This is a genomic window from [Acidovorax] ebreus TPSY (assembly GCF_000022305.1).
GTDB lineage: Bacteria > Pseudomonadota > Gammaproteobacteria > Burkholderiales > Burkholderiaceae_C > Diaphorobacter > Diaphorobacter nitroreducens.
Genome location: NC_011992.1, coordinates 3,682,604 through 3,704,621 on the forward strand (window position 1 = coordinate 3,682,604; position 22,018 = coordinate 3,704,621).

Consider the following 22,018-nt stretch of genomic DNA (forward strand, 5'->3'; position numbering starts at 1 on the left):
ACAAAGGAGTTCATCATGCGCACCACCTTCTCTCTCGCCGCGATCGGAATGCTGGTGGCCGCCCTCGGCGCCACCGCATTTGCCGGGGACCGCGACCACCAGGACCGCCGCCACCCGCGTGAGCGCGCCATGGTCACGCGCTGCAACGACAACGCAGGCCAGGGCATGCAGACCATCCCCAACAATGCAAGCGCCCAGGAGCGCGCCCACGGGTGGCAGTATTTTTCGGACCCTGCCGCCTGCCGCGCCGTCGTCATCAGCCCCCAGGGCGACTACTACTTCAGCCGCGGCAGGGGCCTGCGCTGGGTGGCCGCGGCGCAGACGGAGGTCTGACGGGACGAGGCAAGGAGCTGGAACCCACGGGGCCGCTTATGCGCCGCCGGGCTCCACGCCTTTCCACGCCGCAGCCTGCAGGCTTTCGGGCAATTCATGCGCCAGCGCCTGGTGCTCGCGCTCATGGTGATGCTCCAGGACATGCCGCAGCGCATGCGCCGCATCCAGCAGCCCCAGCACCGCAGCGCGGCGGGCCTGCTCGCCCTGCGGCGGCTGCTGCGCCATTGCCCGCACCTTCAGCAGGTACTCGTCGGCCAGCAGCGCGATACGGTCGTGCTCCACCAGGTACACCCGCGCGGCCCAGCGGGCACCCGGCGGCACATGGGGCAGTAGCCGCGTATTTTCGATCTCGATGTGCTGGGCCAGGTCGGCGCGCCAGCGCTGCAGGCGCCGCAGCGCGCCCTCGAAATCCGCGCCCACGACATCCAGCAGATGGGCATGCAGCTGCGCCTCCAGGCGCTCATGCTGGTGTTCGAAAAATCCGGGGGAACTACTCACGTGCATAGATCGGAAAAGGCCACGACGACCGGCGCAGGGGTTATACACCGCAGCCCCGCTGCGCCGGCCTGGGCGAGCGCTCACAGGGCCTGGATCTTGATTTTTGCTAAGGAACCGGGCATTGGGTTGAACGCCCCGGCGGCCGGCGCTCTATCATGTAGAGCAGGCATATGGTCCCATGCCGGAGCCCATGAGATGGCCGGCATCAGCAACCCATGCGCCTGCGGTCGATTGGCCCATTTCTTGAAGGAGAAATTCATGCAACTCGCAGCATTCGTGCGCCACCTCGCTGACTCGCTCGCCCACTGGGCCGTCCGCCCCGCCTCGGCCCACTGCGACACCAACGATGGCCCCGCCGTCACCGATGGGCGCCGCGCGCTGGACTGCGGCAACGTCAACATCGCACTGAAGTGGGTGCGCCCCGAGGATGAGAACGAAGTCCGTACCGCCTTCGAGCGCGCCCGGCGGGTTCGCACCGCGGGCGGCGAAGCGGCAGTGTTGGCGGACCAGTGGTTCTTGGAGAACCTGGTGCGCATCCACCGCGCCGGTGAAGGCGCAGCCTACGACGGCATCAAGCCCGCTGGCACGGTGATCCCCGCACAGGTGCGCGCGGCCGACGAGGCGCTGGAGCGCGGGACGATCGAGCCGCTGCGCGGCCTCATCGACACGGCGCGCTGGGACGAACTGGAAAAGCGCTTCAACCACGCCCTCGCGCTCAAGCGCTTCGACACCAACGACCTGGTGGCCGCGCGCACCTACATGGATGCCTACGTCGCGTTCTTCAAATACGCCGAAGGACACGACCATGAACACCACCATGCACACGCCGGCCACGGGCACGCCGCCGGCGGCTGCGGGCACCATTGATGTTCTGGCTCACCCGGGTGCGATCGCACTCCATGGCGCCCACGCTGCCCGATGGCAGCCTGGCGCTGACGCGCCGCCTGGGGCGCACCACGCCCCTACGGCGGGGTGACATGGTGATCGTGCGCCTAGGCGAGCAGGGTCACGCGATGGTCAAGCGCATCATCGGCCTGCCAGGTGAAAAGGTAGCCCTGAAGGCTGGCGCTGTCCATATCGATGGCCGCGTGCTGCCAGAACCTTATGCCAGCCCTTCGGTGTTTACTGACAGCTACCGCGTGCTGCCGGACCACTATTTTCTGCTGGGGGACAATCGAGACGCCTCCAGCGACAGCCGCACCTGGCGCGACCCCTACGTGCCGCGCAAGGCCATCCTTGGGCGGATCGTGGCATGGCCTTGCGCGCGGCACCTGCAAGGACTCCAGCGAGGAATCACACACCCATGGCAACCATGAAAACTCCCGCCTATTACGACGCCGTGCCCTCCATCGTGATGGTGGATCCGCTGGCCCAGATACTCGGCTCTGCTGAAGATGGCCTGCTGGACTACCGCTACATCGACGCAGTCAAGCTGACCGGTCATTCCTGCCCCACGGTGGCCGGCGCCTGGCTCATGACTCGCGCCGCCCTGGCGCAGCTGTACCCCGGTGGCACGCCGCGGCGCGGCGACATCCGGGTAGAGCTGCGCCAGCCGCTGGACGAGGGCGTGACCGGCGTGGTTGCCAGCGTGGCCGCCCTGGTCACAGGCGCCGCCAACGCCGGCGGGTTCAAGGGCTTGGCCGGGCAGTTCGGCCGCAAGGACCTGCTGCAGTTTGCTGTCCCCATGGACGGAGACATCCGCTTTACGCGCACGGATACCGCGAAGTCCGTAGCGTGGGTGCGCCGGGGATTCCCGGCACCCCGCTCGGCCGCCCTGGCCCAGCTGATGCGCGACGCGCTGGCGCGCGGGGCCCCCGAAGACGCCCGGCGTGCCTTCGCGTCAGCCTGGAGCGCGTGGGTCGCCCAGTTGCTGCAGCCTGGCGGCGAATCAGAGTGGGTAGCAGTGGCGACCCGTTGAGCCATGGCGCGGCGCGAGATTCCCAGCGAAGTGCTCCTGGCGCGCCTGCCGCTGTTCCAGGCGCTGGATACCGCGACGCTGGCGCGCCTGGCGGCCGTTACGACGCGGCACCCCTTCAAACGCGGGGAGCCGGTGTTCCGCCGGGGCGACCCGGTGGAAGGCATGTATGTCGTGGTCTATGGCGAAATCAAGCTCTGGGGCCGCACACCCAAGGGCGCACCGCGCCTGACCGGCATGGCCGGTCCGGGGCAATGTTTCGGCGAGCCGGTGATGTTCCTGGAGCGTGCGGCGGTCGTGACCGCCGAGGCCGCCAGCGACGCGCTGCTGCTGCGCATTGCCCGCACGGCCATCTTCAACGAGCTGGACAGCAGCCCTTCGTTTGCACGCGCCATGATCGTGGGCCTGAGCCGGCGCGTGGAAGGCCTGGTGCAGGAGTTGGAACGGCAGGCACTGAGCAACGGCACCGAGCGGTTCGTGGCCTATCTGCTGCACCGCTGCGACGATCCGGGCGCCCCTTTTGAAACCACGCTCCCGGCCGCCAAGAACGCGATCGCCTCGCAACTGAACCTCACGCCCGAACACTTTTCGCGCATCCTGCAGGAGTTGCAGCAGGCCGGGCTGCTGCGGGTCACGGGGCGAAAGATCGCCGTGCCCCAACCCGATCGATTGATGGGTGCGTGGATGCGGGAGTGATCCCCGCGGGCTCTTTGCCCAGTGCCATACAGAGTCTGGCTATCCAAAGTTCACACCCATTTCCCCGGCGCAAGCACCTACACTGCCGCCATCCCTTGTACTTCTGGCGCGCTCTTGCATGGCAGAACAGTCCTCCTCACATCGCCACGGCGCGCAGGGCCTGAGCAGTGCCGAAGCCGCCGAACGCCTGGCACGCGACGGACCGAACCAGTTACCCGGCAACGCACCCAAGTCGACGTTCGCCATCGTGCGCGAGGTGCTCACCGAGCCCATGTTCCTCATGCTGCTGGCCGCGGGCGGCGTCTATCTGGCGCTGGGGGACAAGGGCGAGGCGCTGTTCCTGCTCAGCTTCGTCTTCGTGGTCATCGGCATCACGCTGGTGCAGGAGCGCCGCACCCAGCGCGCACTGGAGTCGCTGCGCGACCTGTCCGCACCCCGCGCCCTCGTGCTGCGCGATGGAGTGCAGCTGCGCATTGCGGGGCGGGATGTGGTGTGTGGCGACCTGCTGGTGCTGCGCGAAGGCGACCGGGTCGCCGGCGATGCCCAGTTGCTCAGCGGCCAGCTGGAGGTGGATGAATCCCTGCTCACAGGGGAATCCGTACCCGCCGCCAAGCACCCCCGCGCCAGCGAAAGCGCGTCCACCCTGCAGGCTGACACCGATAGCGACCGCGTATTCGCCAGCACCGTGGTCACCCGCGGAACGGGCCTCGCGCGGGTGCATGCCACGGCGGGGCATACCGCCGTGGGACGCATCGGCACTGACCTGGCGACCACGCAGACGCCGCCCTCACCGCTGCAGCAGCGCTCGCGCCGGCTGGTGCGCAGCCTGGGGCTGCTGGCCCTCGCGCTGGCCGGCGCCCAGGTGCTGCTGGGCTGGGGCTGGGCGGGCCGCCCGCTGCTGGACAGCCTGCTGTCGGGCATTGCCCTGGCCATGGCGCTGCTGCCCGAGGAAATCCCGGTGATCCTCACCGTGTTCCTGGCGCTGGGGGCCTGGCGCATCGCCCAGCGGCAGGTGCTGACGCGGCGCATCACGGCCGTGGAGACCCTGGGCGCGGTCACCGTGCTGGCCGTGGACAAGACCGGCACCTTGACCATGAACCGCATGGCCGTGGCCGAGCTGGCCACGCCCACGCTGCAATGGCGCGCCGAGGGCGCCCAAACGCTGCCCGAGGCGCTGCACCCGCTGGTCGAATGGGCCATGCTGGCCACGCCGGGCGATCCGTTCGACCCCATGGAAAAGGCCATTCAGCATTTCGGCCATACCTGGCTGCAGGGGACCGAGCATGTGCACGACGGGCGCGAGCCCGAGTTCGCCTACGACCTGTCGGGCGAGATCCTGGCCATGACCCGCGTGTACGCCACCGGCGCGCCCCAACAGCACCTGCTGGCCACCAAGGGGGCGCCCGAGGCCGTGGCCGACCTGTGCCACCTGGACGCGGACCGGCGCGCGGCGCTGCGCCGGCAGGTGGAAGACCTGGCCGAGCGCGGCCTGCGCGTGCTCGGCGTGGCACGCGGGCAGTGGACGGGGGAGGGCGCCTCGCCGGGCCAACCACCGGCATGGCCCGGCAGCCAGCACGACTTCGACTTCGAATTTCTCGGCCTCATGGCGCTGGCCGACCCGCCCCGGCCCGAGGTGCCCGAGGCCATCGCCCAATGCCGCAGCGCGGGCGTGCGCGTGGTGATGATGACGGGCGACCACCCGGCCACCGCCCGCGCCATCGCGCGGCAGGTGGGCCTGTCCGAACGGCCGCAGGTGCTCACGGGCGATGAGCTGCAAGCGCTGGACGACGCCACGCTGCGCGAGCGCCTGCGCCACACCGACCTGTGTGCGCGCCTCAAGCCCGCGCACAAGCTGCGCCTGGTGCAGGCCCTGCGCGCCGATGGTGCCGTGGTGGCCATGACCGGCGACGGCGTGAACGACGCCCCCGCGCTCAAGGCCGCCGACGTGGGCATCGCCATGGGCGAGCGCGGCACCGATGTGGCGCGCGAGGCCGCGGCCCTGGTGCTGCTGCAAGACAGCTTTGCGCACATCGTCGCCGCCATCCGCCAGGGGCGGCGCATCGACGACAACGTGCGCAAGGCCACACGCTTCGTCTTCGCCGTGCACGTGCCCATCGTCGCGCTGGCGCTGGTGCCCACCCTGCTGCACTGGCCCGCGCTGCTGCTGCCGGTGCACATCGTGCTGCTGGAGCTGCTCATCGACCCGGCCTGCTCCGTCGTCTTCGAGGCCGAGCCCGAACAGGCCGACACCATGCAACGCCCTGCCCGCCCGGTGCAGGACTCGCCCTTTGCCCTGCGTGCGCTGCTGCGGCCCCTGGCACAAGGCCTGGGCGTGGCCGCGCTGCTGCTGGGGGCCCAAGCCTGGCTGCATGCCCAGGGCTGGGAGGCCGCCCAGGGCCGCGCTGTGGTGCTGGGGACGCTGCTGGTGTGCGTGCTGCTGCTCATCCAGGCGCAGCGTGACCCGACGCGGCCGCTGCTGGTGCTTCAGGCGCGCGCCAACCGCTGGCTGGCACCCATGGCGGCGGCCGTGGGGCTGCTGCTGGCGGCGATGCTGGGCATTCCGGCGCTGCGCGACCTGATGGGTCTGGCCCCCGCAGGCCTTGCAGCCTGGGGCGCCGGCGCAGGGGTGCTGGTCTTGAGCGTGGTCTGGCTGGAAGGGCTGCGGCGGATCGCCCGCCGCAAAGAGAACGCCCGCTGAGGCGCGCGTGCGCAAAGCAACGGTGGCTCAGCGCTTCGTGCTTTGCCTACCAGCGCACCGCCAGCCCCGCCGCATGGCCGCGCGTGAAGGCTTCTTCGAACACCGAGTAGCCCGACCAGTCGGCGTGCGCGAACAGCAGGCGCTGCGTGCCCGGCGTGGGCGGCACGGGAACACGCTCTCCATTTAATAGCTGGTAGCGCTTGCCCAGACAAGCGCGAGAGGCCGATTTGGCTCAAAAATGCCTGCATGCCCGGTACGGGGATGGACATGGCATGGCCATAGCGTGTGATCTCCATGCGCGTGGCGCGCTCGGGCAGGTCCGGGTGGGGTACGACTAGGGCCGCCAGAATGGCGCTGCGCCAGTGCGTCCAGGGTTGCTCTGCCAGCTGCTGGCGGGCGCCCGGCACGTCGCCCAGCGCCTGGTAGTAGGTGAGCACCGTGGGGCCGCTGGCGGCGGCGCGCGGGTCCAGGCGCTGGTGGCCGGCATGCACGTAACCCAGCCCGCCGGGCACGGGGTCGGCGTAGAGCACGTTGTCCCACGCGGGCGCGGCGCCCTCGCGGTCGGCCAGCGGCGCGCTCACATGGATATTGGCCACCAGCCACGGCGCCCACTGCAGGCGGCGCGCGGCCTGGGCAAGGAAGTCCGGCGCAGGCTGCACCACGCGCGCGGCGACGTACACCGGCAGCGCCACGATGCAGCGGCGCGCCTGCCAGCGCTCGATGCTGTCGGTGGCATGCAGGTACACATCCACCTCCACGCCGCGGCGCGTCTCGGCGATGCGCAGCACGCTGGCGCCGGTGCGCAACTGACCGCCCTGCACCAGCGGCGCGGCCAGGCGCTGGGTGAGCCAGCCGTTGCCCTCGGGCCAGGTGAGCACGCCCTCGCGCTCATCGCCGGCATCGGCCTCCAGGCCCGGGGCATGGAAGCCGTGGCGGCTGGCGAAATAGTGGATGCCCGCCCAGGCCGAGACGCGCGCCGTGCCGGCGCCATAGTCGTCGCGGCAGCAGTAGTCCAGGTACCAGCGCAGGTGGGCGTCGTCCAGGCCCTGCTGCGCCAGCCACGCATCGAAAGTCATAGCATCCAGCGCTTGATGGGCGGGCGCCAACGGCTTATTGGGCGCCCAACTCTTGAGCACCGGCATAGTGAAGCGCACGCCGCGCGAAAGCGCGGCCACCTGCTCGGCAAAGCGCCGGTACTGCGCCAGCGTGGACTCCCCCACCCCGGCGACGGGCAGCAGGCCCTCCTGCCAGTGGCCCTGGAAGTAGAGGCGCTCCTGCGGGGCTGTGACTCAGGTGGCGTTCGTCATACCGCCAGCGGCCGGCCACGCGCTGGCGCAGGCCCAGCTCTTCCAGCAGGTCCTGCACCTCACGCGCATGCTCGCCGGGCACGGGCAGGTAATGCGCGCCCAGCGGGCAGGCAATGCCGTTCACGCTGCCGGCGCGGCTGTTGCCGCCGGGCTGGTCCTCCATCTCCAGGCACTGGAAATCATCCACACCCGCCAAGCGCAGCGCGCGTGCGGCCGCCAGCCCGGCCACGCCGCCACCGGCGATCACCACCTGGGTGCGGCGCACGATGTCGGGCGTGTAGGGCGCGCCCTCGGCCAGCCGGTCGCGCAGCGCATGGCCGCGCGCCATGTCGATGCCGGTGTAACCGCCCAGCACGTCGGCCGGCGCAGGCTTGTCGCAGCCGGACAGGCCGAGCCCCGCGGCCAGGGCGGCGCCGGCCTGCAGCAACTGGCGCCGGCGGGGAGAGAAAGGAGTGTGGGCGGGGTGGGACATGGGCCGCCCACTGTACGGCATCGGCCCCGGCCGGGTTCGTCAGACACCGCCGGCAGGGTGCGGGGTCGTCCCGCAGCATCGGCCCAGGGATCAGTGGGCGACCTGGCCCCACTCCTGTTCGTAGGTGTGCACCAGCACTTGGTTGGACAGGCGGTTGACCTCGGCGGGCACGCGCGCCATGTCCCGCGGGAAGTCGAACAGCAGGGGCAGCGCGGCCGCGTCCAGGAAGCGCAGCCCCGCGGGCAGCTCGGCCGGCACGCGCCAGGGGCGGCGGCTGGCGATGACGAAGCCCCACTCGCCAAAGCTCGGCACATGCGCGTGGTAGGGCCGCGCCTGCAGGCCCACGGACTCGATGGTCGTGACCACCGTCCAGAAGCTCCTGCGCGCCACCAGCGGCGAGGTCGTCTGCACCACCGCGTAGCCGCTGGCCGCCAGGCGCTGGTCCAGCAGGGCGTAGAAGCTGTTGGTGTAGAGCTTGCCGATGGCGAAGTTGGTGGGGTCGGGAAAGTCCACCACGATCACGTCATACGTGTCATCCCCCTGCTGCAGCCACTGGAAGGCATCGGTGTTGACGATGGTGAGCTTGCGTGACGCCAACGCATCGCCGTTCAGCTGCCGCAGCGTGGGGTGGCTGCCGAAGAGCTGCGTCATCGCCGGGTCCAGCTCCACCAGCGTGACCGACTCCACCGAGGGGTACTTGAGCACCTCGCGCACGGCCATGCCGTCGCCGCCGCCGAGCACCGCCACGCGCTTCGGATGACCGTGCGCGGCCATCACGGGGTGCACCAGGGCCTCGTGGTAGCGGTATTCGTCGCGCTCGGCGAACTGCAGGTTGCCGTTCAGGTACAGGCGATGCCCCGCGCGCCCGTGCGTGACCACGATGCGCTGGTAGGGCGAGGCGCTGCTGAGCACGATGCGGTCCTGGTAGAACTTGTCCTCGGCGAAGCGGGTGATGTGCTCGGCCCCCAGCAGCCCCGCCAGCAGGGCCGCCAGCACCAGCGCACAGGCCAGCGCGTGCGCGCCAAAGCGCCGCAGCTCATGCCGGAACAGCCACAGCGCCCACACGGCCACGGCCGCGTTCATGAAGCCGAACAGCAGCCCCGTGCGCACCAGCCCCAACTGCGGCACCAGCAGCAGCGGAAACGCCATCGACACGGCCAGCGCGCCCAGGTAGTCGAAGGTGAGCACCTGCGAGACCAGGTCCTTGAGCTGCACGTTGCGCTTCAAGATGCGCATGACCAGCGGGATCTCCAAGCCCACCAGCGTGCCCACCAGCAGCACCATGCCGTACAGCAGCACGCGGAACGCGCTGGGCACATAGGCATTGGCCAGGAACAGCACAGCCGGCAGAGCACCCCCGATGAGCGCCACCAGCAGCTCGATGCGCAGGAAATGCGCGGGCAGCTGCCGCTCGAAGTAACGCGACAGCCACGAGCCCACGCCCATGGCGAACAGATAGGTGCCGATGACGGTGGAGAACTGCAGCACCGAGTCGCCCAGCACATACGACGCCAGCGCCCCGGCCGCCAGCTCGTACAGCAGCCCGCAAGCGGCGATCACGAACACGCTGGCCAGCAGGGCGACGTCGATGGGGCGCGGGGCGGAGGTGCTGGTGTCCTTCATGGGAGTGCGCGAGCCGTGGGCGTGACCGGCGCCAGCAGACGCCGCGCGAGGGCCTGGGCCGGCTGCGCCGCCCCGCCGCGCTGGCGTCGTCCCCCTGCCCGTATCGCGCAGCGATGCGCGAGCGGGGGGAAGCGGCGCAACCGCTCAAGGGGGTGTTTCAATGGATCGCCGCCGCCACGATGATGCTGATGCCTAAGCACATGGCGGCCACCACCATCGCCAGGGCGCGGTTCTGCTTTTCCACGATCTCGGCCCACAGGTCGGTGGGCGTGATCTTGTCGATCAGCCAGAAGCACAGCCAGAAGATGACCACGCCGATCAGCGCGTAGAGGATGGACCCGAGGAAGGCCGCGGGCCGAAGCCATTCGATTCCCATCATGGCGTTTGCTCCTTGGAAGGGTTGAGAGAAGAAGGTGTCACAAAAGTCGTCACTTGTGGCCGCCGCCCGTGCTGTAGCCACCGAACGAGCCGCCCGAGCTGCGGTAGTACCCGCCTGAAGAGCCCGAGCAGTTGCTCATGAGCACCAGCAGAATGATCAGCACGATGAGGATCACGATCACCGTGCCGCAGCCGATGCCAGAGCCCGCGGCAACGGGCCCCGCGTCCTGGCGGCGGAAAAGCGCCGCCTTGTCGCCCAGCTTGAAGGCCTGGGCGACGGCGCTGGAGTCCATGCGCTGGCCGTGCGACCAGGTGACCTCGCTGCGCGACTGCTCGCGCGACAGCAGGCCCTTGCCGTTCACGGCGGCAAAGTCGCTGTTGCTGGTCTTTTGGCCGCGCTCCACGGGCCAGTAGAACTCGCCCGCCACATAGTTGGTCTCGGCCTGGTAGGTGGAGGTCAGGCGGTACTGCGTGCCCAGGTAGGTGGCGGTGGGCGCGCCCGGCTTGTGCTGCGGCGCGCCAGTGGCGGGGCGCACCAGGCTCCAGCCATCGCTGGCGTCCACCAGGAACAGGAAGCCCCGCTGGCGGTGGTACAGCAGGTATTCCTCCCAGCCGAAGTGCTCGTCATCCCCGGGCTCCACGCCCGTGCGGTGCTGAAAGCCCACCACCTGCCATGGCGCGCCCTCGAACTGGCCCACGCTGCCCAGCGGGATCAGCGGCTGCACCGGTTCGTACTGTGCGGCGTGGCGCAGCTCGCCACCCAAACCCGCGCTCAAGTCGATCAGGCTGTGGCACGACGGGCAGGTACAGCTTTTGGTGCTGGACAGCTGCACCTGCACCGGCGCGCCGCAATGGGGGCAACTGAACTGGCGGCCCTTTTCCTCCTTGGCGGACTCGTCCTTCAGGCCCTGGAACTGCAGATCCTCCAGCCGCACCGCCCGGCCGCGCTGCACCTGGGGCGGCTGGGTGCCGTAGTCGATGGAGAGCACCTCGCCGTCGGCCGAGCGCAGCTCCACCACCTGGAACGGCGTGCCCAGCGGCGGCAGCTTCGGCACCTCGCCCTCGGCCGCGACGAGTTGTGCGCGCACATTGGCCGCCACGCTGAACGGCTGGCCGGCCACGGCCGTGGTCATGCCGACGCGAAAGCGCTCGGCTTCGGGCAATTCCCGCCCCAGCGTGGCCGGGCGGGTGAAGACATAGGCGCCGTTGTCCTCGCTGAGCGTGGCGGTGCTGCCGTCCTGCAAGAAGGCAACCCACTCGGTCCAGCGGCCTTCCTCGCCCTGGTATTGCAGGCGGCCGATCAGCGTGAAAGGCAGCGTCTGGCCGTCCAGCGCGATGCGTCCGCTGGCCATGAGCTGCAGCGGGCTGTGGTCGTCGAAGACCTCGGCCATGCGGCCCAGGCGCTGCAGCACCTCGCCGCTGCGCACCACGGTGCTGTGGCAGTAGGCGCAGATGGCATGGGTGGATTGCGCGCTCTTGAATTCGACCGGCGCGCCGCAGCCCGGGCAGGGCGCGCGGTAGGTCCGCTGGGTGCCGCTGTCGGCCATGCGTCGTGGATCTAAGGTGTTTTTGGCCTCCAGCGCTTGTGTGGCAAGCGCTGGCAGCTACTAAAAAGAGAGTGTACGCGCGTCAGATGAGCTTCTTCAGCAGCTCCGCCTTCTTCGCGTCGAACTCCTCCTGCGTGAGGATGCCCTTGGACTTGAGCTCGCCCAGCTTCTCCAGCGTGGCCATCACTTCCTCGGGCCGCACACCCACCGGCGCGGCGGCAGGCGCGGCCTGCGGGGCCGATGGCGCAGCGCCGCCCTGCAGGCCCTGTTGCAGGTTCTGCGCCAGCACCTGGCCCAGCGCCACGCCGGCGCCCAGGCCCATGGCATCGCCCGCCACGCTGCCGCCACCGTTTCCACCACCCGCCGCGCCTTCGGCGAACTTCGGGATGGCCTGCGCCGTCTGGTACTGCATGAACTTGCCCATGTCGTTGCCGACCATGCCCATGCCGATCTTCTGGTCGAGGATCTTCTGCAGCTCTTCGGGCAGCGAGACGTTCTGCACCGTCATCGATTCGAGCTTCAGACCGATCTTGGCGAACGCGGGCTGCAGTTCCTTGGCCAGCGCCTCGGCAAACATCACCTGGTTGGCCGCCAGGTCCAGGAACGGCAGGCCGCTGCCGGCAATCGCGTTGCTGATGTTCTGCAGCACCAGGCCGCGCAGCTGGCCCTCCAGGTCCGCCGAGGAGTAGGACTCGCGCGTGCCCGAGATCTCGGTGTGGAACAGCTTCGGGTCCGCGATGCGGTACGCATAGTTGCCGAAGGCGCGCAGGCGCACCGCGCCGAAGTCCTTGTCGCGGATGGTGATGGGCTGGGGCGTGCCCCACTTCTGGTCCACCTGCTGGCGCGTGCTGAAGAAGTACACGTCGCTCTTGAACGGCGACTGGAACAGCTTGTCCCAGTTCTTCAGGTAGGTCAGCACCGGCAGCGTCTGCGTGGTCAGCTTGTAGGTGCCGGGGCCGAACACGTCGGCCACCTGGCCTTCGTTGACGAACACCGCCATCTGCGACTCGCGCACCACCAGCGTGCCGCCGTTCTGGATTTCCATCCCCTCCATGGGGAAGCGCCAGGCGAGTGTGCCATCGCCGTCCTCGGTCCACTCGAGGATGTCGATGAACTGTTTCTTGATGAAGTCCATGAGGGCCATGCGGTGCTCCCGTTCGGGTCGGTTGAGAGGTTGAAAAAAGAGAGCGGCCATCATATCCGCGGCGATTCGACAGTTTCTATCTGCAACTTAGCCAGGAACAATTGGCCAAACCAAATGCGAATGACTAGCATTCTCCACATGCCGCTACAGGAGAGCACCATGTCCCGCATCCGCATCGCCGCCCGCCATAACCTGCCCACGCTGGCCAAGACCGGCAGCTATTACGTGATCCACATCTGCGTGGCCGCCCTGGTGGCGTATGCCGTCACGGGCAATCTGATTGCGTCGCTCACCCTCAGCCTGCTGGAGCCCACGGTGCAGGCTGTGGCTTTCTTCTTCCACGAGAAGGCGTGGGAGCGCGCGCTGCGCAGGCGCAGCGACGCAGCGCATCCGCGGGCGGAGCCCGTGCCCGTGCCGTAGCCGGCCCGCGCACGGTGCAAATGTGCATTTTGCACATTTGCACTAGAATCCGGGACATCGATGGTTTTGCCGGGCCGCAGGCCCGCCCTGTCACACCATGTCCCACACCCCGGATCAGACCGCCCTGCTCTCCGCCTTCGGGCAGCTCCTGCGGCCGCTGGCGCGGCTGGCCCTCTCGCGCGGACTGCCCTATCCCGCACTGGACGAACTGCTGCAGGCCGCCCTGGTCGAAGAAGCGCGCCGCCTGCATGCCGACGCGCCCGCGCACGGCCTGGTGAGCCGCGTGAGCACCGCCACCGGCCTGAGCCGGCGCGAGGCCGGCCGGCTCCTGCAGGCCCGCGCCGCCGACGGCGCCGAGGCCGGGCCCGCGCCCCGGCGCTGGCTGGCCGGCGAGGTCTTCGCGCGCTGGATGACCGACCCCGCCTGCTGCCACGGCGGCCAGCCCCGCCGCCTGCCGCGCCAGGGCGCCGCCCCCAGCTTCGAGGCGCTGGCCCAGTCCGTGACCCGCGACGTGCACCCGCGCACCCTGCTCGACGAGCTGTGCCGCCTGGGCCTGGCCGAATGGGACGCCGCGGACGACACCGTGGCCCTGCAGCGCAACGCCTTCGTGCCCTGCGCCGACTTCACGCGCATGCTGGCCCTGCTGGCCGACAACGTGGGCGACCACCTGCATGCGGCCGTGGACAACGTGCTCGGCGGCAGCGGCGACGCGCACTTCGAGCAGGCCGTCTACGCCGACGAGCTGTCGCAGGAATCGGTGCGCGCCCTGCGTCCGGTGATCGCCGCGCAGTGGGCCGAGCTGTTCGGCCGCCTCGTGCCCCTGCTGGAGCGGCACATCGCCGACGACAAGGCCGCCGCCCGGCCGCAGGACCAGCGCGTGCGCATCGGCTTCTATTCCTACGCCGAACCCATGGCGCAGCCCCCCATCCATCAACCCCCTCACGGAGCATGACCATGCAACCTACCTCCCCCGCCACGTCCCCCACCCGCCGCCGCCTGCTCGCCGGTGGCGCCGCATCGGCCGCGCTGGCCCTGTTCGGCTGCGGAGGGGGCGGCGGCGACAGCATGGCCGGCGTGGGCAGCGGCGGCACCGGCTCGTTCGCCAGCGGGCCGATCCACGGCTTCGGCTCCATCATCGTGGGCGGCGTGCGCTACGACGAGAGCGCCGCCCGCATCGCCACCGACGCGGGCGCCGCCGCCAGCAGCGCCGACCTGCGCCTGGGCATGGTGGTCGAGGTGAACGGCGGCGACATCGCCACCGACCCCGCCACCGGCCAGCGCCGCGCCGTGGCCAGCACCATCGGCGTGCGCAGCGAGATCGAAGGCCCCATCAGCGCCATCGACCCCGCCGCCGGCACCCTCGCCGTGCTGGGCCAGCAGGTGCGCGTCACCCCCGCCACCGTGTTCGACGACGACCTGCGCGGCGGCCTCGCCAGCCTGCGCGTGGGGCAGATGGTGGAGATCTACGGCCTGATGAACGCCGCGGGCCAGTACACCGCCACCCGCATCGACGACGAGGACGATGCCCGCCGCTACAAGCTGCGCGGCCCGGTGAGCGGCCTGGACACCGCCGCGCGCACCTTCCGCATCGGCGCCGCCGTCATCTCCTACGCGGGCCTGGGTACGCCGCCGGCGGGCCTTGCCAACGGCCAGTACGCCCGCGTGGAACTGCACACCGTGCCCGATGCCGCCGGCGTCTGGGCCGCCACCCGCCTGCAGGCCACGCCCACCAGCGCGGGCAGCCTGCCCGCCACGGGCCGCGTGAACGCCGAGCTGGAGGGCTACATCACCGCGTTCACGAGCAGCGCGCGCTTCGCCGTGAACGGCGTGGACGTGGACGCCAGCGGCGCGACCCGCCTGCCCGCGGGCCTGGCGCTGGGCCGGCGCGTGGAGGTCGAGGGCGTGCTCGAAGGCGGCGTGCTCATCGCGCGCGAGGTAGAGCTGGAGGACGACGACGGCGAGAGCGACGGCATCGAGATCGAGGGCCGCATCGCCAGCGTGGCCCCTGCCGCGAACACCTTCGTGCTGCGCGGCGTGACGGTCGGCTACGACGCAGCCACGCGCTTCGAGGGCGGCACGCCCGCCCAGCTCGCCGTGGGCGTGAAGGTGGAGGTCAAGGGCCGGCTCTCGCCCGACGGCGCGACGCTGCTGGCCTCCGAGGTGAAGTTCGACGACTGAGCCGGTGCGAGCGCCGCCGTCAGGCGCGCACGTCGAGCAGCGCACCGGCCATTTCGTCGGCCGTGCGCAGCACCAGCAGGCTGGCCTTGAAGGCGTAGGTGGCCGCCATCTGCTCCACGGCCTCGGCCTCCAGGGCGACGCCGGGCTGCCCGGACCGCCCCGTCCGCGCCTGCACGCCACCCTGGGCGGGCGCGGCCTGCTGGTCCACCACCTGGCGCGTGAAGCCCGGCGTGTTCAGGTTGGCGACGTTGTGCGCGCTGGTGCCCAGGCGCAGCTGCGCGGCCTGGAGGCCGGATCGGGCGATGGAAGCGAGCGCGGTCATGGTTCCGATGGTATCGGCCATTCACGCGGGCACTTGAATGGCGCTTTGTTTTTCATAGCTGCAAGCGCTTTACTGGAAAGCGCTAGAGCCCGTTTTGGTGCGCATCCAGCAGACAGCGCCCGAACAGCTGCGCCGCGCGGCTGGGCTCGGGCGAGCGGCGCACCAGGCTCACGAAGCGGCAGTCGTAGCGGAACAGGTCGGGCCGCACGGCACGCATGCGCCCCTGGCGCTCGAAGCCCTCGGCGTAGTGGTCGGGCAGAAAGCCCAGGAAGCGCCCCGACAGCACCAGCGTGGCGATCGATTCCTGGTCGAACCCCGTGGCGCTGCGCGTCAGGCGCGCCTCGTGGCTCAGCTCCATGTTGGGCGAGTGGTAGCCCAGGCCCGCGAAGGGGTATGCGCGCACGGCGTCCCAGTCCAGCGCGCCGTGGGGCGCATCGAACAGCGCATGGCCCGCGCCGCAGTAGAGCAGCATGGTCTCGCCGAACAGGTCGGTATAGACCAGGCTCTGCGAGCTGCGGTGCGCGGGGATGACGCCCACCTGGAAGCTCCCGTCGATCACCCCGCGCTCGATGGCGTTGATCGAGCCCACGTGCAGCTGCAGCTGCACGTGCGGCGCCTGGCCGGTGAACGCGGCGATCGCCTGGCCGATGCGCGCGGCCGGGTTGCTCGCCGTCTTGTCGAACACCGCCACGGCGAGTTGTCCGCCCATGCGGTCGTGGATGTCGTCGATGCTGCCCAGAAAGCCACGCACCGAGGCCAGCAGGCGCAGCGTCTCCTCATAGACCCGCTGCCCCTCGGGCGTGAGCGCAAAGCCCGCGCGCCCGCGCCGGCACAGCGTCAGGCCCAGGCGCGTCTCCAGGTCCTTCACATGGCGGCTCACGGTGCTGGTGCCGATGTTCAGCTCCAGCTCGGCCGCGGCCATGCCGCCGCACTCGACCACGGCCTTGAACACCTGCAGCAGGCGCAGGTCCATGTCGGATAGCTGCCCCAGCACGGCACGCGGACGGCGGGCGTTTTTTACTTGCATGGATTGCTAAGTGAATGTGGATATTTGTTGCTTCAACGGATTATTACCGTGACCAACAATGCGCGCATTCCCTTCAGGAGATCGCCATGAGCTTCGCCGTCATCGACCCCAACCCCGCAGCCGCCGTACGCACCGACGCCGCCTGGCTGGAAGCCCACTGGATGCCCTTCACCGGCAACCGCAACTTCAAGGCCCAGCCGCGCATGATCGTGAGCGGCCAGGGCGCCTACTACACCGACGCCGAAGGGCGCAAGATTTTTGACGGCCTCTCGGGCCTGTGGTGCTCGGGCCTGGGCCACGGCCGCACGGAGGTGGCCCAGGCCATCGGCCGCGCCGCCGCCACGCTGGACTACGCGCCGGCCTTCCAGTTCGGCCACCCCGCGTCGTTCGCGCTGGCCAACAAGCTCAAGGAACTGACGCCCGCCGGGCTGGACTATGTGTTTTTTACCGGCTCCGGCTCCGAGTCGGCCGACACCTCGCTCAAGATGGCGCGGGCCTACTGGCGCGCCAAGGGCCAGGGCACCAAGACGCGCCTGATCGGCCGCGAGAAGGGCTACCACGGCGTGAACTACGGTGGTATCTCGGTCGGCGGTATCGTGGGCAACCGCAAGCTGTTCGGCCAGGGCGTGGAGGCGGACCACATTCCCCACACCCAGCCGCCGGCCGGCACCTTCCAGAAGGGCATGGCCGAGGACGGCGGCCGCGCGTTGGCTGACAAGCTGCTCGACGTGATCGCGCTGCACGACGCGAGCAACATCGCTGCGGTGATCGTCGAGCCCTTCTCGGGCTCGGCCGGCGTGGTGATTCCCCCGAAGGGCTACCTGGAGCGCATCCGCGAGATCTGCACGCAGAACAACATCCTGCTGATTTTTGACGAGGTCATCACCGGCTTTGGCCGCTGCGGCACCTGGACCGGGGCGGAGGCCTTCGGCGTGACGCCCGACATCCTGAACTTCGCCAAGCAGGTGACCAACGGCGCCCAGCCCCTGGGCGGCGTGATCGCCACCAAGGAGATCTACGACACCTTCATGGCGCAGGGCGGCCCCGAGTACATGCTGGAGTTCCCGCACGGCTACACCTACTCGGCCCACCCCGTGGCCTGCGCGGCGGGCAACGCGGTGCTCGACATCCTGCAAAAAGAAGACATGCCCGGCCGCGTGAAGGCGCTGGCGCCCTACTTCGAGAACGCCGTGCACGGCCTGAAAGGCGCCAAGCACGTGGCCGACATCCGCAACTACAGCCTGGCCGCCGGCATCACCATTGCCGCCCTGCCCGGCGAGCCCGCCAAGCGCCCCTACGAGATCGCCATGAAGTGCTGGGAGAAGGGCTTCTACGTGCGCTACGGTGGCGACACCATCCAGCTCGCGCCCCCGTTCATCAGCACCCAGGCCGAGATCGACCGCCTGGTCAGCGCCCTGGGCGATGCCCTGCACGAAACCGTTTGAACTCCTGTTTTGATAGCTGTTAGCGCTTGATGGATAAGCGCTAGAGACCGTTTTAGCTTAGAACATCATGCACCACGACAAGAACGTCACCACCACCGTCGGCCACCTGATCGATGGCAAGCTCGTTGCCGACACCGAGCGCACGCAGCCCGTGTTCAACCCTGCCACCGGCCAATCGACCACCAGCGTGGCGCTGGCCAGCCAGGCCACGGTGGAAGCCGCCATTGCCTCTGCCGAGGCCGCCTTCCCCGCCTGGCGCAACACGCCGCCGCTCAAGCGCGCCCGCGTTTTAGCCAAGCTGAAAGTACTGCTCGAAGAAAACGCCGACAAGATCGCCGCGATGATCACCGCCGAACACGGCAAGGTGCTGGCGGATGCCCACGGCGAGCTGCAGCGCGGCATCGAGAACGTGGAGTACGCGAGCTACGCGCCCGAGCTGCTCAAGGGCGAGCACAGCCGCAACGTGGGCCCCGGCATCGACAGCTGGAGCGAGTTCCAGGCGCTGGGCGTCACGGCCGGCATCACGCCGTTCAACTTCCCGGCCATGGTGCCGCTGTGGATGTGGCCCATGGCCGTGGCCTGCGGCAACACCTTCGTGCTCAAGCCGTCCGAGCGCGACCCCAGCAGCACGCTGTTCATCGCCCAGCTGGCGCTGGAGGCGGGCCTGCCGCCCGGCGTGCTGAACGTGGTCAACGGCGACAAGCTGGCCGTCGATACGCTGCTGCAAGACCCGCGCGTGAAAGCCGTGAGCTTTGTGGGCTCCACCCCCATCGCCGAGTACATCTACGCCGAAGGCTGCAAGCACGGCAAGCGCGTGCAGGCCCTGGGCGGCGCCAAGAACCATGCGGTGCTCATGCCCGACGCGGACGTGGACAACGCCGTGAGCGCGCTGATGGGTGCCGCTTATGGATCGTGCGGCGAACGCTGCATGGCGATCCCGCTGCTGGTGGCCGTGGGCGACGAAGTGGGCGACGCCGTGATTGCGGGCCTGAAGGCCGAGATCGCCAAGATGAGGGTCGGCCCCGGCACCGACAACAGCAACGACATGGGCCCGCTGGTGACCAAGCCGCACTTTGAAAAGGTGAAGGCCTATGTGGACAGCGGCGTGCAGGAGGGCGCCACGCTGGTGGTGGACGGCCGTGGCGTGCAAGTGGCGGGCCACGAGGAAGGCTACTTCCTGGGCGCCTGCCTGTTTGACAACGTCAAGCCCGGCATGAAGATCTACCAGGAAGAAATCTTCGGCCCCGTGCTCGGCGTGGTGCGCGTGAAGACGCTGCAGGAAGCCATGCAGCTCATCAACGACCACGAATACGGCAACGGCACCTGCATCTTCACGCGCGACGGCGAAGCCGCGCGCTACTTCACCGACCACATCCAGGTCGGCATGGTGGGCGTGAACGTGCCGCTGCCCGTGCCGGTGGCGTACCACTCGTTCGGCGGCTGGAAGCGCAGCCTGTTCGGCGACCTGCACGCCTACGGGCCGGACGCCGTGCGCTTCTACACCAAGCGCAAGACGATCACCCAGCGCTGGCCCTCGGCCGGCGTGCGCGAGGGGGCGGTGTTCAGCTTCCCGAGCAGCCGCTGATCCGGGCGGCCGGGGCGGCCCCGCCCCGCGCCGTTTGCGAAAAGCCCCTGGGCCTTGCGGCCGCAGGGGCTTTGTCTTTTGTGAGGGAGGCGGCCTGGCCGGCCTATTCCGCTCCCACGCCGGCGGCGCGCCTGCGCGGACGCTTGGCCCCTGCGGCGGCCGTGGCTGCCGTGGACACGGCAGGCGCCGCACGCGGACGCCGCAGCGTGTCTGCGTCGAGGATCAGGCGTCCCTGGATGCGGCCCTTCATGCGCTTGACGCTGCTCGCCGCATCCTGCATGTGGCTCTGCATGAGCGTGCGCACCTTCTCCACGTCGCGCGCGCGTGCGGCCTGCACGATGGCGCGGTGGAACTGCGCGTTGGCCTCACCAAAACGCCGGTGCTCGGCTTGCGGCGTGCGATTGCCAAACACGATGAGCTGGCGAATCATCTCGTTGATCAGCTCGCAGGTGAAGCGCAGGAACGGATTGGGGTTGGCCGCAGCGAGGATGTCGTGGAAGTTCACGTCTTCGCGCCGCTGGCTCACCAGGTCCTCCTGGCTCTGGGTGGGGTCGCAGCAGGCGATGCTGTGCTCCAGCGCCTCGAAGTCGGCCTCCGTCAGGTGCGGCACGGCGCCGGCCGCCAGCATGGGCTCGAGCTGCTGGCGCACGGCATAGATGTCGTCGATGGTCACTTCCTGGAAGAACAGGTAGTTCTGCATGAACTGCAAGGTGCGGTCCAGAGGCACTTCGACGATGGTGCCGCCGCCCGAGGGGCCCGTGGAAATGGTGACGAGGCCCTGCACCTCCAGCGACTTGAGCGCCTCGCGGATGGTGCCCTTGCTGACCTGGAACTGCGCCTGCAGCTCGATCTCGCGCGGCAGGCGGTCACCGGGACTCAGGTTCTTCTCGGTAATCAGCCGCTTGATCTCCTGGGCCACGAGATCGGAGCGCTTGAGCTGCTTGATCGCCAGGGGAGCGGGCTTCTGTGTTGCCATGGCTTGTTGTCTTTCCTCGGGATAGTCCGGTACCACCACCGCCACCCCGGTGTTCGCTGTCGTGGTGCAGTATGCACCGCCCAGGGGCATGCCGGAAGCGTCTAGGGTTTGTACGCGTCATATTCATTTTATTTGTCACTATAAATATGAATTAAGGAGCGTGCACGCATTCCGACAAATTTGGCATGCATCGTGCTCTGAGACCCGTACCACCCACTGTTCTTCAGCCTCACCACGGAGTCCCCTATGCAACGACGTCACCTCCTGCAACTTTCCGCATTCGGCGCGCTGCCCGCCTCCCTGGGCTTGGGCGCCAGCGCCTGGGCACAGTCCAAGGACGCGATCCAGTTTGGCTGCCCCGTGCCCATGTCGGGCGCATTCGCCGCGAACGGCAAGTTCGCGGACCTGGGAATGAAGCTCGCCATCGAGCAGTACGGCAAGGCCCTGGACCGGCCGCTGGCCTACACGCTGCTCGATACCGAAGGCAAGCCCGCCACCGCGGTGCGCAAGGTGCAGGAGGCGGCTCAGCAAAAGGGCGCGCGCTTCTTCGCAGGCGGCATCCTGTCGTCCGAAGCGCTGGCCATGGGCAAGGAAGCCGAGAAGGCCGGCGGCATCTTCATCACGACCGCAGGGGCCGACGAGCTCACCGGCTCCGACTGCAATGGCGCCACGTTCCGCTGGTCGGTACCGACCTTCGGCGCCATCGAGCAGACCGTGCGCCCCTTGCTCGACGCGCACCCGAAAGCCAAGCGCTGGTACACCATCACGCCGCAGTACGTGTTCGGCGACGGCCTGCTGACCGCTGCCAAGAACATCTTCAAGGAAAAGGGCATCGAGCACGTGGGCAACAGCTACCACTCGCTGACCGAGAAGGAGTTCAGCGGCTACCTCACCAACGCCATGGCCGCCAAGCCCGACGTGCTGCTGCTGCTGAACTTCGGCGCCCAGTCGTCCGACGCGCTGCGCCAGGCCATCAGCTTTGGCATGCACAAGAACATGACCATCCTGATCGCCTGGGCCTCGGGCCTGGAGCAGTTCGAATCGCTGGGCGCCGATCTGTGCGATGGCGTGTACTTCGGCGCGCAGTACTGGCACACGGTGGACACGCCGCTCAACCAGGACCTGGTCAAGCGCACCCAGGCCGCGTTCAAGTCCAACCCCAACTACAGCCTGGCGGGTTCGTACATCTGCACCAAGCTGCTCCTCGACGCCATCCTCAAGGCCGGCACGGTGGACCAGAAGGCCGTGGTGGCAGCCCTGGAGGGCATGAAGTACCAGGGCCTCACGGGCGAGGAGGAAGTGCGCAAGGCCGACCACCAGGTGCTCAAGAACTACTACCTGCTCAAGGGCAAGGCCAAGGCCAAGATGAAGAACAAGGACGACTACGTGGACGTGGTCAGTTCCGGCAAGTCCTTCCTGCCCATCGACCGCACCGGCTGCAAGCTGGCCTGACC

Annotated in this window: 21 protein-coding genes and 1 pseudogene; 12 read left to right on the top strand and 10 right to left on the bottom strand. The window is 69.1% G+C overall.

What is annotated here, in order from left to right; all coding sequences use genetic code 11:
* Positions 1 to 15 precede the first annotated feature (15 nt).
* Complete coding sequence (locus tag DTPSY_RS17230; RefSeq protein ID WP_015914648.1) at positions 16 to 333, top strand: hypothetical protein; 318 nt, start codon at positions 16 to 18, stop codon at positions 331 to 333.
* 36 nt (positions 334 to 369) lie between these two features.
* On the opposite strand, the gene DTPSY_RS17235 is transcribed toward DTPSY_RS17230, so the two are convergent.
* Both DTPSY_RS17235 and DTPSY_RS18475 read right to left on the bottom strand, forming a co-directional pair.
* A complete protein-coding gene (locus tag DTPSY_RS17235; protein WP_015914649.1) occupies positions 370 to 837 on the bottom strand; it encodes a hypothetical protein in 468 nt (155 codons plus the stop codon).
* A gap of 74 nt (positions 838 to 911) precedes the next feature.
* Complete coding sequence (locus tag DTPSY_RS18475) at positions 912 to 1,091, bottom strand: hypothetical protein (protein ID WP_148215394.1); 180 nt, start codon at positions 1,089 to 1,091, stop codon at positions 912 to 914.
* Between DTPSY_RS18475 and DTPSY_RS17240 the strand changes: the two genes are divergently transcribed.
* From DTPSY_RS17240 to DTPSY_RS17260, 5 genes are all read left to right on the top strand, one after another.
* The gene (locus DTPSY_RS17240; protein WP_015914650.1) at positions 1,090 to 1,698 is read left to right on the top strand and encodes a DUF6448 family protein; all 609 of its coding nucleotides are present in this window, start codon (positions 1,090 to 1,092) and stop codon (positions 1,696 to 1,698) included. The two genes, DTPSY_RS18475 and DTPSY_RS17240, sit on opposite strands and share 2 nt — an antisense overlap.
* Positions 1,698 to 2,147 (top strand): signal peptidase I, encoded by a 450-nt coding sequence (gene lepB / locus DTPSY_RS17245; protein WP_015914651.1) that lies wholly within the window; start codon positions 1,698 to 1,700, stop codon positions 2,145 to 2,147. The genes DTPSY_RS17240 and lepB overlap by 1 nt, the downstream gene beginning before the upstream one ends.
* Positions 2,135 to 2,749: a hypothetical protein gene (locus DTPSY_RS17250; RefSeq protein WP_202944278.1), complete on the top strand. Its 615-nt coding sequence runs from the start codon at positions 2,135 to 2,137 to the stop codon at positions 2,747 to 2,749. Before lepB ends, DTPSY_RS17250 begins: the two co-directional genes overlap by 13 nt.
* 3 nt (positions 2,750 to 2,752) lie before the next feature.
* On the top strand, positions 2,753 to 3,442 hold the full coding sequence (locus tag DTPSY_RS17255; RefSeq protein ID WP_015914653.1) for a Crp/Fnr family transcriptional regulator: 690 nt from the start codon (positions 2,753 to 2,755) through the stop codon (positions 3,440 to 3,442).
* Positions 3,443 to 3,560: 118 nt separating this feature from the next.
* Complete coding sequence (locus tag DTPSY_RS17260; protein WP_015914654.1) at positions 3,561 to 6,140, top strand: cation-translocating P-type ATPase; 2,580 nt, start codon at positions 3,561 to 3,563, stop codon at positions 6,138 to 6,140.
* 46 nt (positions 6,141 to 6,186) lie between these two features.
* Here DTPSY_RS17260 and DTPSY_RS17265 read toward each other — a convergent pair.
* The 5 genes and pseudogenes from DTPSY_RS17265 to DTPSY_RS17285 all read right to left on the bottom strand — a co-directional run bounded on the left by DTPSY_RS17265 (position 6,187) and on the right by DTPSY_RS17285 (position 12,611).
* A pseudogene (locus DTPSY_RS17265) lies at positions 6,187 to 7,940 on the bottom strand (FAD-dependent oxidoreductase).
* 69 nt (positions 7,941 to 8,009) lie between these two features.
* Positions 8,010 to 9,542 (bottom strand): polyamine aminopropyltransferase, encoded by a 1,533-nt coding sequence (locus DTPSY_RS17270; RefSeq protein WP_015914655.1) that lies wholly within the window; start codon positions 9,540 to 9,542, stop codon positions 8,010 to 8,012.
* Positions 9,543 to 9,699: 157 nt separating this feature from the next.
* A complete protein-coding gene (locus DTPSY_RS17275) occupies positions 9,700 to 9,921 on the bottom strand; it encodes a DUF350 domain-containing protein (protein ID WP_015914656.1) in 222 nt (73 codons plus the stop codon).
* A 49-nt stretch (positions 9,922 to 9,970) separates the two neighbouring features.
* Positions 9,971 to 11,467, bottom strand: coding sequence for a DUF4178 domain-containing protein (locus DTPSY_RS17280; RefSeq protein ID WP_015914657.1), 1,497 nt, complete (start codon positions 11,465 to 11,467; stop codon positions 9,971 to 9,973).
* A gap of 82 nt (positions 11,468 to 11,549) precedes the next feature.
* Positions 11,550 to 12,611: an SPFH domain-containing protein gene (locus tag DTPSY_RS17285; protein WP_015914658.1), complete on the bottom strand. Its 1,062-nt coding sequence runs from the start codon at positions 12,609 to 12,611 to the stop codon at positions 11,550 to 11,552.
* Positions 12,612 to 12,770: 159 nt separating this feature from the next.
* On the opposite strand from DTPSY_RS17285, the gene DTPSY_RS17290 reads away from it, so the two are divergent.
* The 3 genes from DTPSY_RS17290 to DTPSY_RS17300 all read left to right on the top strand — a co-directional run bounded on the left by DTPSY_RS17290 (position 12,771) and on the right by DTPSY_RS17300 (position 15,209).
* Positions 12,771 to 13,031, top strand: a complete 261-nt coding sequence (locus DTPSY_RS17290; protein ID WP_015914659.1) for a DUF2061 domain-containing protein — start codon at positions 12,771 to 12,773, stop codon at positions 13,029 to 13,031.
* A gap of 97 nt (positions 13,032 to 13,128) precedes the next feature.
* The gene (locus DTPSY_RS17295; RefSeq protein ID WP_015914660.1) at positions 13,129 to 13,983 is read left to right on the top strand and encodes a DUF6502 family protein; all 855 of its coding nucleotides are present in this window, start codon (positions 13,129 to 13,131) and stop codon (positions 13,981 to 13,983) included.
* A 2-nt stretch (positions 13,984 to 13,985) separates the two neighbouring features.
* A complete protein-coding gene (locus DTPSY_RS17300; RefSeq protein WP_015914661.1) occupies positions 13,986 to 15,209 on the top strand; it encodes a DUF5666 domain-containing protein in 1,224 nt (407 codons plus the stop codon).
* Between the two features lie 19 nt (positions 15,210 to 15,228).
* On the opposite strand, the gene DTPSY_RS17305 is transcribed toward DTPSY_RS17300, so the two are convergent.
* A complete protein-coding gene (locus tag DTPSY_RS17305) occupies positions 15,229 to 15,531 on the bottom strand; it encodes a flagellar basal body protein (RefSeq protein ID WP_187148590.1) in 303 nt (100 codons plus the stop codon).
* Between the two features lie 82 nt (positions 15,532 to 15,613).
* A complete protein-coding gene (locus DTPSY_RS17310; protein ID WP_015914663.1) occupies positions 15,614 to 16,558 on the bottom strand; it encodes a LysR family transcriptional regulator in 945 nt (314 codons plus the stop codon).
* An 86-nt stretch (positions 16,559 to 16,644) separates the two neighbouring features.
* On the opposite strand from DTPSY_RS17310, the gene aptA reads away from it, so the two are divergent.
* Positions 16,645 to 18,003: an omega-aminotransferase AptA gene (gene aptA / locus DTPSY_RS17315; protein WP_015914664.1), complete on the top strand. Its 1,359-nt coding sequence runs from the start codon at positions 16,645 to 16,647 to the stop codon at positions 18,001 to 18,003.
* Positions 18,004 to 18,070: 67 nt separating this feature from the next.
* Positions 18,071 to 19,588 (top strand): CoA-acylating methylmalonate-semialdehyde dehydrogenase, encoded by a 1,518-nt coding sequence (locus tag DTPSY_RS17320; RefSeq protein ID WP_015914665.1) that lies wholly within the window; start codon positions 18,071 to 18,073, stop codon positions 19,586 to 19,588.
* 103 nt (positions 19,589 to 19,691) lie between these two features.
* Here DTPSY_RS17320 and DTPSY_RS17325 read toward each other — a convergent pair whose 3' ends face one another.
* Positions 19,692 to 20,564, bottom strand: coding sequence for a FadR/GntR family transcriptional regulator (locus DTPSY_RS17325; RefSeq protein ID WP_041839103.1), 873 nt, complete (start codon positions 20,562 to 20,564; stop codon positions 19,692 to 19,694).
* A gap of 246 nt (positions 20,565 to 20,810) precedes the next feature.
* Between DTPSY_RS17325 and DTPSY_RS17330 the strand changes: the two genes are divergently transcribed.
* Positions 20,811 to 22,016, top strand: a complete 1,206-nt coding sequence (locus DTPSY_RS17330) for an ABC transporter substrate-binding protein (protein ID WP_015914667.1) — start codon at positions 20,811 to 20,813, stop codon at positions 22,014 to 22,016.
* Positions 22,017 to 22,018 lie beyond the last annotated feature (2 nt).

Coding starts and splice junctions, on each gene's coding strand:
- DTPSY_RS17230 (WP_015914648.1), top strand. CDS start 16: ATGCGCACCACCTTCTCTCTCGCCGCGATCGGAATGCTGGTGGCCGCC.
- DTPSY_RS17235 (WP_015914649.1), bottom strand. CDS start 837: ATGCACGTGAGTAGTTCCCCCGGATTTTTCGAACACCAGCATGAGCGC.
- DTPSY_RS17240 (WP_015914650.1), top strand. CDS start 1,090: ATGCAACTCGCAGCATTCGTGCGCCACCTCGCTGACTCGCTCGCCCAC.
- DTPSY_RS18475 (WP_148215394.1), bottom strand. CDS start 1,091: ATGAATTTCTCCTTCAAGAAATGGGCCAATCGACCGCAGGCGCATGGG.
- lepB (WP_015914651.1), top strand. CDS start 1,698: ATGTTCTGGCTCACCCGGGTGCGATCGCACTCCATGGCGCCCACGCTG.
- DTPSY_RS17250 (WP_202944278.1), top strand. CDS start 2,135: ATGGCAACCATGAAAACTCCCGCCTATTACGACGCCGTGCCCTCCATC.
- DTPSY_RS17255 (WP_015914653.1), top strand. CDS start 2,753: ATGGCGCGGCGCGAGATTCCCAGCGAAGTGCTCCTGGCGCGCCTGCCG.
- DTPSY_RS17260 (WP_015914654.1), top strand. CDS start 3,561: ATGGCAGAACAGTCCTCCTCACATCGCCACGGCGCGCAGGGCCTGAGC.
- DTPSY_RS17270 (WP_015914655.1), bottom strand. CDS start 9,542: ATGAAGGACACCAGCACCTCCGCCCCGCGCCCCATCGACGTCGCCCTG.
- DTPSY_RS17275 (WP_015914656.1), bottom strand. CDS start 9,921: ATGATGGGAATCGAATGGCTTCGGCCCGCGGCCTTCCTCGGGTCCATC.
- DTPSY_RS17280 (WP_015914657.1), bottom strand. CDS start 11,467: ATGGCCGACAGCGGCACCCAGCGGACCTACCGCGCGCCCTGCCCGGGC.
- DTPSY_RS17285 (WP_015914658.1), bottom strand. CDS start 12,611: ATGGCCCTCATGGACTTCATCAAGAAACAGTTCATCGACATCCTCGAG.
- DTPSY_RS17290 (WP_015914659.1), top strand. CDS start 12,771: ATGTCCCGCATCCGCATCGCCGCCCGCCATAACCTGCCCACGCTGGCC.
- DTPSY_RS17295 (WP_015914660.1), top strand. CDS start 13,129: ATGTCCCACACCCCGGATCAGACCGCCCTGCTCTCCGCCTTCGGGCAG.
- DTPSY_RS17300 (WP_015914661.1), top strand. CDS start 13,986: ATGCAACCTACCTCCCCCGCCACGTCCCCCACCCGCCGCCGCCTGCTC.
- DTPSY_RS17305 (WP_187148590.1), bottom strand. CDS start 15,531: ATGACCGCGCTCGCTTCCATCGCCCGATCCGGCCTCCAGGCCGCGCAG.
- DTPSY_RS17310 (WP_015914663.1), bottom strand. CDS start 16,558: ATGCAAGTAAAAAACGCCCGCCGTCCGCGTGCCGTGCTGGGGCAGCTA.
- aptA (WP_015914664.1), top strand. CDS start 16,645: ATGAGCTTCGCCGTCATCGACCCCAACCCCGCAGCCGCCGTACGCACC.
- DTPSY_RS17320 (WP_015914665.1), top strand. CDS start 18,071: ATGCACCACGACAAGAACGTCACCACCACCGTCGGCCACCTGATCGAT.
- DTPSY_RS17325 (WP_041839103.1), bottom strand. CDS start 20,564: ATGGCAACACAGAAGCCCGCTCCCCTGGCGATCAAGCAGCTCAAGCGC.
- DTPSY_RS17330 (WP_015914667.1), top strand. CDS start 20,811: ATGCAACGACGTCACCTCCTGCAACTTTCCGCATTCGGCGCGCTGCCC.